The organism is Paenibacillus sp. J22FR83, assembly GCF_059691955.1.
Genome location: NZ_JCAUAM010000015.1, coordinates 102,673 through 115,214 on the forward strand (window position 1 = coordinate 102,673; position 12,542 = coordinate 115,214).

Genomic DNA, 12,542 nt, shown 5'->3' on the forward strand with positions numbered 1-12,542 from the left:
TTGTTAGCCTAATTAAAAAATTAACGTATGTAGTATATAGAAGGATGTCACTCATGAGCCCTAAAGTATCTATGCAGCAAATTGCCGACCGACTAGGCATGTCCAAATTCACCGTTTCTCAAGCCTTATCTGGTAAGTCAGGCGTCAGTGAAGAGAACCGTCTTCGTATTCAAGAGACTGCGAAAGCGATGGGCTATACGCTCCAGCAGAAGAATCCGCAACGCATGTCAACTAATCAACCCGCTTCCAGTCATCTATCGGATGGGGATCCTCACGCCAAAACCGAAATCTCCCCCTATATCCTGGTCTGGATTCAGTCTTCCTACTTGGAGGACAACCCTTTCTGGGGAAAGGTTCTCGCCGGCATTGCCGCTGCCAGCAAAGAGCTCGGTTACGAGCATCTCATCGTTCCCATCGCACCACATCATCAACCCCAGTTGCAGATGCCTTCCTATCTCGATCCGTCGCATTGCATAGGGCAGTTGTTAGCTGGCACCTTTCCTGCCCAGTCCGTCATATCGTTGAAGCAGAGCGGGATTCCACTCGTCCTCATCGACCATCATGAACCGCTCATCGAAGTCGATTGCGTGCTTAATAACAATTTGGATGCTGGCAAAATGGCCTGTCAACGCTTGCTCTCCGCTGGCGCGAAGCGTGTGATATTCATCGGCGATGATCAATTCGCCGTCAGTTTCAAAGAGCGATGGTGGGGCTGCCGCATGGCACTCGAAGATATGGCCGGGCCTGCTGAGCACTACCATTTGAAGAAATGGCACGTCGCCTACGCTGAGCCGCACATGCTCCATCAAATAGACCGCAAAGTAGCGGCATTAACGCCGGAAACCATGCCAGATGGTTTTGTTTGCGCCAATGATCACCTCGCGCTTGCGCTGTTGCCAATCCTGAAACGTCATGGACTCGATGTCCCCACGCAAGTTAAAGTTATTGGACTGGACAACATTGAAGCCGCCGCCTATGCAGCTCCTGCATTAAGTACAATTGAGCTCGGCAAGGAATCCTTGGGCATTCGAGCTGTCGAAACACTCCTCTACCGCCTCCAGCATCCAGGCCGACAAGTGGAGAAAGTGGTGTTATCGGCTCGGTTTATTGCGCGGGATACTGGCTAATCAAGTGATCTCTCCCTTACATATTTGTAATAACTGGAAAAAACACTCTCAACCATCATGCCAATTAAGTCGCACACGTCTCTTCCTTCAAGCCAACGTCATTCCGTAAAAAAACAGCGAATAAGCACGCCAGTTAGGCGTTCTTATTCGCTGTTCTGCATACAACTAATGAAGTTCATCTAAACACCTTGTTGCATAACTATCGGGAGATAATGTTTTTCTGCAATCCATACAGTAATCAATCGTTTGCAACATTCCTGAATATTCTACATTGTTGAGAGTAAGTTTTTCTTCATGGAGACAAATTTCCTGTAATTGTTTATTTAGTTCATCTTGCCTCTTATATAACTTGGCTATTTCACTAGAGATCATCTGAATCTCGGTTTTCAATTGTGTATAAGTTGTCATAAATCAACATTCACTTCCTTTATAAAGAATCTATATATTCTTTATAACGCACAACGATTGCGAATGTTGGAGAATCTTGTATCTCATAATTTGTAGTTTTTCGTCATATCGCCCCGATAATTACCCAACAAGCGTACAGCGCACCCATCATGTAGTTGAGCAGCTCTACGTTTTTCCTTATTTCGATAAATAACTCAACCCGATCGAGACCAGCATGCCCGCAAGCGCAATCCAAAATAAATAAGAGCGCCCGATGCGTTTCAAACTTTTATCTTGTCGATCCATCGCCGATTTCTTACGATTGCTGCTCGTGTTCGTTTCTTCCTCAAGCTCATTGCTCACCTGTGATTTCCAATTCACGAATTGAAAGCCAATTCCGCTAACGACAACAGCAACCATCATCAAAATTAAAGAACCCATAAATACCTTGTCCGCAATGGACGCCATGCTGCATTCAACCTCACTATCTACCTGTAGTGTACCCATTATACTTCAAATGAGAGTGCGATACGAACTACGCCACCTTGATAACGTTCACATTTTGAGAAATCAAAATTCTGTTGTCATTAACCCATGTTGCTGCTGCGATATCTCCTGATTGGACCACTAGTTTTGACATCGGGTATCACTTTACCTTTTTCAACTAAAGACTTCAGATATTTTACAGCCGTATTTCTGTGGATTCCAACTGCTTGAGCTATTGAAATAGGTGAGTAGGGCTTCGTCTTATTTTCAATAAATTTTAATATTGCAAGTTCCGTTGGGGACAACGCTGGTTGGGCAATATTGCATTCAATCCCCCACTTTGCTAACGCATGCATCAACTGTTGTTGGCAACGGCGTGGCTGCTCCAGGATGCTTTGCAATGAAAAGCGCAGAACCTTCCAATCGTCGATTATAAGATCATTCTGACGGAATCGATCATCAGAAAATTTATATGAATCCGCTTTATGACCATGCGTTCCCTTATCGTCCACTTCGACACAAATTTTGATACCAGCCGATGGCTTGGCCAAATCAAGATATCTGTACCCATCTTTATAATCCATCACTTCGTACTCAGCATACCAACCCTCAAAACTTCCGACTGCCAACCAGAGCACATTGATAATAAATTTTTTTAGTGAGAAACTCAGCCCCTTCTGCAGTCGCAGCCGTCTCTCTCCTGTAGATGACTTAATTTGTAATTCTATCCACTTTTCATACGCTTCACGAAGCTGCAAATTCATCTCATCATTCATTTTCGTATCTCCTTATCTACGTCAAGAAAATAAAATAGCCGCTTGCACCGGAAACGAGTTCCCGTGCAAGCGGCGTGTTCTTCACGACCTAATTTTAATATACATAATTTACTTCAAGTTACGAAAAATTACAATAGTTATTTGCACTTCCGTTAGCGCTAGCTTGCGACTGGCGGGGGGCGAGGCTCTTGCGCACATTTTTTGTGCGCTAGCTTGCCGCGTCCGGGGCACCAAAGCCTTTGCGCACTTTTTTTGTGCGCTAGCTTGCCGCAACCGGCTGCGCTGAGGCTGTTGCGCACTTTTTTTGTGCGCTAGCCGCCGCAACCGGCGGCGCTGAGGCTCTTGCGCAACTTTTTTGTGCGCTAGCTCCCCCGCGTCCGGCGCCGCTGAGACCCTTGCGCACTTTTTTTGTGCGCTAACTCCCCGCGTCCGGCGCCGCTGAGGCTCTTGCGCACTTTATTTGTGCGCTAGCTCCCCGCAACCGGCTGCGCTGAGGCTCTTGCCGAGTAGCTTACAATGTGCGATCGCCTGGTTTCCAGTTCGCTGGGCACAGACCGCCAGCTTGCAATGCCTGAAGCACACGAAGCGTCTCGTCAACCGAACGGCCAACATTCATATCCGTGACCACTTGGTAGCGAAGCACGCCATCTGGATCAATGATGAACAAACCACGGTGTGCCGCGCCTGTCTCATCATCTAAGACGCCATAGGCACGTGCTGTTTCTTTGGAGAAGTCACTGACCAGCGGGAACTTCACAGGGCCGATGCCGCTTTGATCGCGCGGTGTTTGGGTCCAGGCACGATGCGTGTAGACACTATCTACGGATGCGCCTACGATGTCACAATCGAGGTCCAGGAACTGCTCGTAATGGTCGCTGAACGCGGTGATTTCCGTCGGACACACGAAAGTGAAGTCGAAAGGCCAGAAGAAGAATACGAGCCATCTGCCGCGGTAGTCCTCGAGCGAGATTTTTTCTTCGAGTGTGTCCATATTTTTCGTGGAGAGCAGGGAGAAGCTCGGTGCTGGCAGCCCTATTTTAGCAAATGTAGCAGTTTGAGATTGAACGGTTAATTGTTGTGTCATGATGTGATCTCCTTTGTTGGTTGAATTAGATTAGCTAGCGATTTCGGCTAGTGCTTTTTTGAGTTTGGTGACGTTGAGACCTAGAATTTTGTGCTCACTGATGACGGTGACGGGCAGTGACATTAAGCCCATATCGTGAAGCTCTTGTCCGAATTGATCATTCAGATCAATGTTTCTTTCTTCGAAAGCGACTTCCTGCTCTGTTAAATATTTTTTCAATTGGACACAATAAGGGCAGTTGGTGCTGGAATATACGATTACATTAGACATAGTTGGTCAACTCCTAAAGGGTTAGATTATTTGTATTGCGGGATCAGTTGAGCCCGTTTATTAATGAATTTGTCGACGGCCATAGCAGCAATCGCACCATCCGCAGCGGCAACAACCGCTTGTTTAACTGGCGTACGTCTAACTTCACCAGCTCCGAATACCCCGGCAACCGATGACTGCATCGAGCTGTCCAAGATCATAAAACCATCTTCATCGAGAGGAACTTGCCCCTGCAAGAAGTCTGTACCCGGCTTACTGCCAGATAGGAAAACGAAGACACCATCCACATCCAGCACTTCCTCACCGCCAGCGCTTGTACGAATTCTAAGACCTTGAACCTGCTTATCGCCAAGAACTTCGAGCGGCTTCGTTTTGTAGAGAATGTTCGTGCCTTTCAACTCTGGAACATGGTGAACACCTTGTAATTCCGGCCGAGGAACGACGAAATGAATGGATTTCGTGAACTTGCTTAACGCCTGTGCTTCTTCAAGCGCTTCTTCCGAATCCCCAATCACTGCGACTGACTTCCCTTCGAAAAAAGCACCATCACACGTCGCACACGTACTCACGCCGCGTCCCATCAAATTCTCTTCACCAGGCAGCATGCGGTTACGTCCCTTAGAACCTGTTGCAATAATGATTGACTTGCCTTCAAACATCCCGTCAGCGGTAAACACATACTTCGTTTCGCCTTCCACATCCACATCCGTAATCGTCGTCTGGATGAATTCAGCTCCGAAGCCTTTGGCTTGATCGCGCATCGTATCCAACAGATCTTTACCTGACATTTCTCCTATGACACCGGGATAATTCGCAATTTTATGGGTAATCGCTAGTGCGCCAGTATTCGGTGCTTTATCAATAACTAACGTCTTCAAATTCCCTCGTGCTGTATAAATCGCCGCAGAAGCTCCAGCTGGGCCAGCTCCAACAATAATGACATCGTACATCGGTGATGCACTCCTTTCATGGGGATCTTTATGCTTGTTTTTCATTGATAATGGATATCAGATAATAATTATTATAAATAAAATAGAGACAAAGTCAAGATTATTTATAATGATTCTAATTAAAACAACCAGTGCGGGGCGGCTCAAATAATACCGGACCGGATACAAATGCAAACAAAGCGACCATTAGAGTCGAAGAATTACTACCTTCTACTCTACAATCGCTTATTTACATTGAATCTAGGAAGTCTCTCTTAGGATTGAATTCCCTTTTCGGGCTTAATCAAATTATCCACGGATTCTCGCTTGCTCTTGTTGCATTAATAAGCCTTCCGCATAATCCGGGTCTTCCAAGAGCGGGCTCCCGATGGCAATACAATCGGCTAATTGATCCTCAAGAATCCGGTTGGCGAGACTGCGAGTATAAATCTTTCCAACTGCAATGATCGGGATACTAAAATGTTGCTTGATTGCAGCAGCATGCGGAACTTGATACCCGGGGTGTATGTCACTAGGCTGTATAGGGAGAAGTCCGCCTGTAGAGACATGGATCGCATCCAAATCACTCTCAAGCGGCTTTAACATTTGGACCAACATCTCAGGAGTTAACCCCCCTATGCAATAATCAGTAGCAGAAACCCGTAGGGTAACTGGATATTCTCGCCCAACTTCTTCTCTAATGGCTGTCAGAACTTCTTTCAAAAATCTTGCTCTGTTCTCCGAACTGCCACCATAGTTATCCGACCTCACATTGGTTAGAGGGGAAAGAAATTGATGAATAAGAAAGCCATGGGCGGCGTGTACTTCGATGCCATCGAACCCCGCTTTGACACTTCTTTTTGCTGCAAGTCGGTATTCCTCTACGATTGTTTGAACACCTGTCAGAGACAGCGTTTTAGGGGTGCCGTAATGCTCGTCGAACGCAATAGCGCTCGGCGCAACTAATGCATTTGTAACTTCTGGCGAAGATTTCCTGCCTCCATGAGACAATTGGATAAAAGCAGGCGTGTGCTGGGCATGGATGGCATCAGCAATTTTGCTTAATGGCTCTATATGCTGATCTGAAAAAATACCAATATCATTACTCCACAATCTTCCATTGGAGGAGATCGCCGTTGATTCCAAAATAACTAGCCCCACATGCTTAGCCCTTCGGCCATAATGTTCAATGTGGTGGTCGATGGGAAACGCATCAAGCGTACCTTTATATTGCTGCAAAGGTGCCATGATCAATCGATTTCTCAAACGTAGTCGACCTAAATTGATAGGATCATCCAAGGTCCATGTCATTATCTATTCATTCTCCTTTGCAAGTTGATTTCGACCTCATTATCCTATTGATGACATGAAAAATACATAGTATGATTAAGGTGAATAACATGTAATTTCTTATTTATTAATTAATTTATTTACTATTACCTTATATATTTAAGTTGATGAGAGGTGGATTTACAGTGGACCAAATTGATTCCAAAATCTTATCATTGATGCATGAAAATGCCAGGATTTCTATCTCTGAAATGAGCAAATTGATTGTGATGTCACAGCCCGCTGTAACGGAAAGACTTCGGAAGTTGGAGGATCAAGGAATTGTCACGGGTTATCGTGCGCAATTATCCCCACAAAAACTTGGCAAACACACTTCCGCTTTTGTCATGTTTAAAACCAGTTGCTGTCCGGACTTCATTAAATTCTGCGAAGCATCTCCTGAGATTGTCGATCTATACAGAATTAGCGGGGATTATAACTTTTTATTAAAAGTGTTAACCGAAACAACAGAATCACTGGCACAATTTCTTGACGCTTGCAACCCTTACGGATATTCAACGACTTTAATTGTACTCTCGACAGCATTTGAAGATAAAAGTCTTGTAACAAGTAAAATATAATAATGACCATGTCAGTAGGTAGGTGGAAGTCGATTGTTCGGCTAGTTCAGCTTTCGTCCGCCTAACCAAGCGCTTCCACCACAAAAGATACATGCAAAGCGGCGCCTATCTTGAGCGCCTCTTCGTCGACTTCAAAGCTCGGATGATGAAGCGGATGAACGATTCCCAACGCTTCATTCCGTATACCGAGGAAGGCGAAGGCACAAGGGATCTGTTCCGCATAGAGAGCAAAATCCTCCCCCGCAAGACTTGGCGTTTCCAGCCATTGCACTTCAGCACCGCTGTCTGTCGCCGCTTTGGCCGCTATACGTGTGATTCTGGCATCATTCAGCAATGCCCTCCCCAGCCTATAGCGAGAGGAATAAGTGCCGCCAAACGATTTGGCGACGGATTCTGCTCGTTGCTCAAGCAAGCCTTGTAAGCTTTTAACGGCATCTTTGCCAAAGGTACGGTAAGTACCCTTCACTATGCCTTGGTCTGCGATCACATTCTGAACTTCTCCCGCATGCATCACGCCGAAAGAAAGTACCGCTGGCACTAACGGATTCCACTGCGATGCTACCGCAGTCTTGGCTTCTATTACGAATTGAGCTGTCATCATGAGGGCGTCAGCTGCGAGATGAGGAGTGGCATGATGTCCTGTCACCCCTCTGAACTCATAGGTGAAATGCGAGGAGGCCGCCATGATATAGCCTTCGCGCAAGCCGATTTCCCCTGTTGGCAGATCTGGCCACACATGCAAGGCGAAGCCAATATCGACATCTTCCAACGCACCATCGTCAATAAGATCTCTGCTTCCACTTATAAGGCTGCCATCTTCGGGACAGGGCAATGCTCCTTCCTCGGCAGGTTGGAACACGAAAAGCACTGTGCCTCTCACACAATGTCTCTCCTTGCTAAGCGCATAGGCAGCCCCTAGCAGCATCGCTACATGAGCGTCATGCCCGCATGCATGCATGAAGCCATCCCGTTGCGAGCGATACGGCTTTACCGATTGTTCATGAATAAGCAAAGCATCCATATCTGCACGAAGCATAATCGTGCGGCCAGGATGTCCGCCGTGAAGGGTGCCAATAACTCCGGCTTTAAACCGCTTCCCTACGCCTCGTTTTACTGTAATTCCCCAAGTTTCCAAATGTCTGGCAACAATCGTTGCGGTTCGCTCTACATCAAACATGATCTCCGGATAACGATGCAACTCACGGCGCACCGCTAGCATCTCGTCCTCATACGCTTCTAGATGCGCTTTCAGTCTCTGACAGAGACTCATGAGAACGCTTCCGCTGTCTTGACAGCATAGCGATTGGCTGGAATAGGGAGCCTCAGATTCCCGCGTAGTGTATTTTCCTCATATGTGGTCCGGGAGAGCCCTCTCTCTTGTAAAATGGGGATGACGAGTTCAACGAATTCCTCCAACGCCCTCGGTGTAACAGATTGAATAAAGAAACCATCCGCCGCTTCTTCCTCGATCCAAAGCTGAATCAGGTCTGCAATGTGCTCCGGTGTGCCTACGAACTCTCCAGGTGGCATGACGGTACGAAGGGCGACTTGGCGCAGTGTTAGATTTTCCTTCAACGCAATTCGCTTAATACGATCTGTGCTGCTCTTATAGCTGTTGCTCCCTAAATCGCCAAGATCAGGGAATGGTTCATCCAGTGGATATTGCGAGAAATCATGGTGCTCATAAAATCTTCCTAGATGCGCAATTGCGCTTTCAATGGTAACCAAATTAGCAATCTCATCATATTTAGCTTTGGCCTCCTCCTCGGAACGGCCAATAATGACTCCGATACCATGCATAATGACAAGGTCATTCTCGGAGCGTCCATATGCCTTGACACGGTTTTTTACGTCTCGATAGAAAGCTTTCGCTTGCTCGATATTTTCATGCTCTGTTAAGACCGCATCTGCTGATTTGGCAGCCAGATCCCTGCCCGATTCAGACGAGCCTGCCTGGAAGACTACAGGCTGGCCTTGCTTTGAGCGTGCGATATTAAGCGGCCCCTGGACGTTAAAAAACTCGCCCTTATGATGGAGGGTGTGCATCTTCTTCTTGTCAAAGAACACGCCCGTTTTTTTGTTGCGTATAAATGCATCGTCTTCCCACGAATCCCACAACCCTCGTACGACTTCAATATACTCCTCCGCCATCCGATAGCGTTCAGAATGGGAAGGGTGGGCATCCTTGCTGAAGTTACGTGCTGAACCTTCAAGGGGAGACGTAACGACATTCCAACCAGCTCTCCCGGCACTAATATGATCTAGTGAAGCAAACTGCCTGGCTGCATTGAAAGGCTCACTGTAAGAGGTAGAAAGTGTACCAACCAAACCGATATGACTTGTCACAGCGGCCAGAGCTGAAAGAATCGTGATTGGCTCGAAACGATTTAGAAAATGAGGAAGCGACTGCTCCGTGATATACAACCCATCCGCAATAAAGACAAGATCGAATTTCCCTGCTTCGGCCACTTGAGCTTGACGCTTGTAGAAATCCAAGCTGACACTTGCGTCAACGGGTAGGTCTGGATGTCTCCATAAACCTGTATGGGCACCGACCCCTTGTATAATCGCACCGAATTTGATTTCTTTTTTCATGGACATTGGCAACACGCTCCTAGTAGAAATTTCAGTATGATTAAATTTAAAGTGGGTAATGACAAGCCACCATATGCTGAGATCCTATCTCGTTCATCTTCGGAGCCTCTTCCCGGCATCGGGCTACAGCTACAGGGCAGCGTGTATGAAAGCGGCATCCGATCGGAGGGGATGTCGGCGATGGAATTTCTCCTTGAATGGTATCGTATTTCCTTTTGCGAGAAGGATCAGGTACCGGTATGGAGCTTAGCAGCCCAGCCGTGTACGGATGTGCGGGGTGTCGGAACAACTCCTCAGCTGGTGCGATCTCCACCAGATTGCCCAAATACATGACCCCGATTCGCGTGGAGATATGACGGACAATATTGAGACCATGGGCGATAAACATATAGGTTATACCAAGATTCTGCTGCAGTTCCTGCATGAGATTCACAATTTGGGCCTGAACCGACACGTCCAGTGCAGAAACTGCCTCATCCGCAAGTACGAAATGCGGATTTAGTGCAATTGCTCGGGCTATGCCGATCCGCTGACGCTGTCCGCCAGAGAATTCGTGCGGATACCGATCAGACCATTTCGGATTTAATCCGACCATTTGCAGCAGATCTTCTACCCGACTTCTACGCTCTTCCGAGCTGAGACGGTCATGAACATCGAATGGTTCCCCAATCGTTTGGCCGATTGTCCAACGTGGGTTAACAGACCCGTAAGGGTCCTGAAAAATCATTTGCATGTCGCGACGAGCCAATCGGCGACTTTCACTGTCCATCGCAGCCAGATCTTTCCCCTGAAAAAGTACCTGCCCGGCTGTCGCTTTCTCCAGCTGGATCAGAACACGGCCCAAGGTCGATTTGCCACTGCCAGACTCCCCGACTAACCCAAAGGTTTCTCCAGAATGAATGGAGAAAGTCACATCATCCACCGCATAAATCTTCGCCTTCGTCCGTCCAAATGACCCTTTCACCGGATAATGCTTAGTGAGTCCCTTGATTTCAAAAAGACTCTCCACTACGTCCGCTGAATCCTGCGGAGAACCTGAGGCAGACAGAATCTCCCATCTCGGACCAGCTTCCTGCTTAGTTAGTGCGGCTTCCTGCAACAGTTTGTCGGTATGCCAGCAAGCGATCTTATGAGTGCCCTTCCCCATCAGGCTTGGAATCTCGGTGCGGCATTGATCAGTCACATAAGGACACCGAGGATGAAATCGGCAGCCAGAAGGAAACTCATTGACGCTTGGCGGGGTGCCAGAAATCGTGTATAACGGAGCCCCACGGGCGCTGTCCATCGTAGTGATAGAGCGCAGCAAGCCTGCGGTATACGGATGTTTGGGTTGTGCGAACAAGTCACCTACCGTCGCCTGCTCCACGATTCGCCCGGCATACATCACAATCATCCGATCGGCCATTTCGGCAGCGATACCCAGATCATGTGTAATGAGCAAAATAGACATGCCGAATTCAGTCTTCAAGTCGTTAAGCAATCTTAGAATTTGCGCTTGAATCGTCACATCCAGCGCGGTGGTCGGTTCATCGGCAATAAGCAACTCGGGTCCGCAGGCCAGTGCCATCGCGATCATCGCCCGTTGGAGCATGCCACCCGACAACTCACTTGGATATTGTGTCAATCGAAGATTAGGATCAGAAAATCCGACTCGTCGCAGCAGCTCTGCCGCATGAGCACGTGCTTCTTTGGTAGACCGCTTATCATGCCGACGAATCGTCTCGACCAGTTGACTCCCTATAGTGAAGACAGGATCAAACGCGGCCATGGGCTCCTGAAAAATCATCGACATTTTTTTTCCACGAATTGCTCTAAGCACACTATTAGGGAGCATAGTCAGCTCTTGCCCATCAAGCGAAACGCTTCCTGCGGAAATGTGACCCTGATTGAAATCCGTCAAGCGCATAATAGCTTTGGAGGTGATGGTCTTGCCGCTGCCGGATTCCCCGACTAGACAAACCGTCTCTCCTCGTTCAATTTGAAAGGATATATCGGATACCGGTGTGAGGATACGGCCTGAAGTCTCAAATTCCACCGTCATCCTCTCAACTGTCAGTAAAGGGTTGATCATAAGAAACCTCCTTGCTCTTACCTTTTGCTATTCCTAGGGTCCAGTATGTCTTGAATGTAATCCCCGATGATGTTGACCGCTAGTACAAATAACGCAATTGCCAACCCTGGGAATGTGCAAATCCACCACGCTACTGTCTGATAACCTCTTCCCTGTGCAAGCAATGTTCCCCAATCTGGAATTTCTTTGACAACGCCTAGCCCGAGAAAGCTGAGTGCGGAACCCGCCAGTATCGAAGTTCCAATCCCTATTGTGGACATCACCAGAAAGGGAGCCGTTGACCCTGGCATCACATGCTTAAAGAATGTTCGGATACCCGAACTTCCGATTGAGCGTGAGGCGAGCACAAATTGCTGGTTCTTGACACTAAGTACTTGGCTGCGCATGACCCTCGCATAGCGCGGAATCGCTGAAGTCCCAATCGCCAACACAACGTTGGTCAAACTCGGTCCGGTTGCTGCAGCAATTGCGAGTGCAAGCAAAATTCCAGGAATGGTCATCAGTGTTTCGATGAACCGCATCACAATTAGGTCCACCCATCCTCCAATGTAACCAGATACGGTACCCAACGTTCCGCCTGCAACTCCACCAACCAGGACGGAGACAAACCCGATCCACAGCGAATCACGGCTGCCGTATACAATCAGACTGAAAATATCGCGTCCAAAGTAGTCAGTCCCAAGCCAATGGGTTCCTCCTGGCGGCCGCATCACACTAGACGGATCAATTTGGGTCGGTGAATGTACGGTTACCCATTGAGGCGCAATAGCACACAGCAACATGAACGGAATGATGAGTGCTGATGCGAAAAGGAATAGGTGAACACTTCCAAGACGCCATCTTCGCTTCGGTTGTCTACGTTCAATTGTCAACAGCGGCTTGACTTCGAGTCCAGCCCTCATTGTTA

General features: G+C 47.7%; 12 protein-coding genes. 2 read left to right on the top strand and 10 right to left on the bottom strand.

Going from position 1 to position 12,542, the window contains the following annotated elements; translation table 11 throughout:
- Nucleotides 1-53: 53 nt before the first annotated feature.
- Nucleotides 54-1,127: a LacI family DNA-binding transcriptional regulator gene (locus AC58PV_RS25350; protein WP_497435371.1), complete on the top strand. Its 1,074-nt coding sequence runs from the start codon at nucleotides 54-56 to the stop codon at nucleotides 1,125-1,127.
- 585 nt (nucleotides 1,128-1,712) lie between these two features.
- Here AC58PV_RS25350 and AC58PV_RS25355 read toward each other — a convergent pair.
- The 6 genes from AC58PV_RS25355 to AC58PV_RS25380 all read right to left on the bottom strand — a co-directional run bounded on the left by AC58PV_RS25355 (nucleotide 1,713) and on the right by AC58PV_RS25380 (nucleotide 6,370).
- On the bottom strand, nucleotides 1,713-1,982 hold the full coding sequence (locus AC58PV_RS25355) for a hypothetical protein (RefSeq protein ID WP_057315318.1): 270 nt from the start codon (nucleotides 1,980-1,982) through the stop codon (nucleotides 1,713-1,715).
- Between the two features lie 119 nt (nucleotides 1,983-2,101).
- Nucleotides 2,102-2,776: a putative endonuclease domain-containing protein gene (locus tag AC58PV_RS25360; RefSeq protein WP_497435373.1), complete on the bottom strand. Its 675-nt coding sequence runs from the start codon at nucleotides 2,774-2,776 to the stop codon at nucleotides 2,102-2,104.
- 511 nt (nucleotides 2,777-3,287) lie between these two features.
- Nucleotides 3,288-3,860, bottom strand: coding sequence for a peroxiredoxin (locus tag AC58PV_RS25365; protein ID WP_497435374.1), 573 nt, complete (start codon nucleotides 3,858-3,860; stop codon nucleotides 3,288-3,290).
- Nucleotides 3,861-3,890: 30 nt separating this feature from the next.
- Nucleotides 3,891-4,130, bottom strand: a complete 240-nt coding sequence (locus AC58PV_RS25370) for a glutaredoxin family protein (RefSeq protein ID WP_497435375.1) — start codon at nucleotides 4,128-4,130, stop codon at nucleotides 3,891-3,893.
- Between the two features lie 26 nt (nucleotides 4,131-4,156).
- The gene (locus tag AC58PV_RS25375) at nucleotides 4,157-5,080 is read right to left on the bottom strand and encodes an NAD(P)/FAD-dependent oxidoreductase (RefSeq protein ID WP_497435376.1); all 924 of its coding nucleotides are present in this window, start codon (nucleotides 5,078-5,080) and stop codon (nucleotides 4,157-4,159) included.
- 288 nt (nucleotides 5,081-5,368) lie between these two features.
- Nucleotides 5,369-6,370, bottom strand: a complete 1,002-nt coding sequence (locus AC58PV_RS25380; RefSeq protein ID WP_497435378.1) for an oxidoreductase — start codon at nucleotides 6,368-6,370, stop codon at nucleotides 5,369-5,371.
- 164 nt (nucleotides 6,371-6,534) lie between these two features.
- Here AC58PV_RS25380 and AC58PV_RS25385 point away from each other — a divergent pair, with 164 nt between their 5' ends.
- The gene (locus AC58PV_RS25385) at nucleotides 6,535-6,969 is read left to right on the top strand and encodes an Lrp/AsnC family transcriptional regulator (RefSeq protein ID WP_497435379.1); all 435 of its coding nucleotides are present in this window, start codon (nucleotides 6,535-6,537) and stop codon (nucleotides 6,967-6,969) included.
- Between the two features lie 61 nt (nucleotides 6,970-7,030).
- On the opposite strand, the gene AC58PV_RS25390 is transcribed toward AC58PV_RS25385, so the two are convergent.
- From AC58PV_RS25390 to AC58PV_RS25405, 4 genes are read right to left on the bottom strand one after another with little or no spacing between them, the layout of a single operon-like run.
- A complete protein-coding gene (locus AC58PV_RS25390) occupies nucleotides 7,031-8,239 on the bottom strand; it encodes a M20 metallopeptidase family protein (RefSeq protein WP_497435380.1) in 1,209 nt (402 codons plus the stop codon).
- Entirely contained in the window at nucleotides 8,236-9,570 is a 1,335-nt protein-coding gene (locus AC58PV_RS25395; RefSeq protein WP_497435381.1) for an LLM class flavin-dependent oxidoreductase, read from the bottom strand. Before AC58PV_RS25395 ends, AC58PV_RS25390 begins: the two co-directional genes overlap by 4 nt.
- Nucleotides 9,571-9,610: 40 nt before the next feature.
- Nucleotides 9,611-11,635 carry an ABC transporter ATP-binding protein gene (locus tag AC58PV_RS25400; protein ID WP_497435383.1) on the bottom strand — a complete coding sequence of 675 codons (2,025 nt, stop codon included), beginning with the start codon at nucleotides 11,633-11,635 and terminating at the stop codon, nucleotides 9,611-9,613.
- Nucleotides 11,636-11,652: 17 nt separating this feature from the next.
- Complete coding sequence (locus AC58PV_RS25405; RefSeq protein WP_497435384.1) at nucleotides 11,653-12,537, bottom strand: ABC transporter permease; 885 nt, start codon at nucleotides 12,535-12,537, stop codon at nucleotides 11,653-11,655.
- Nucleotides 12,538-12,542 lie beyond the last annotated feature (5 nt).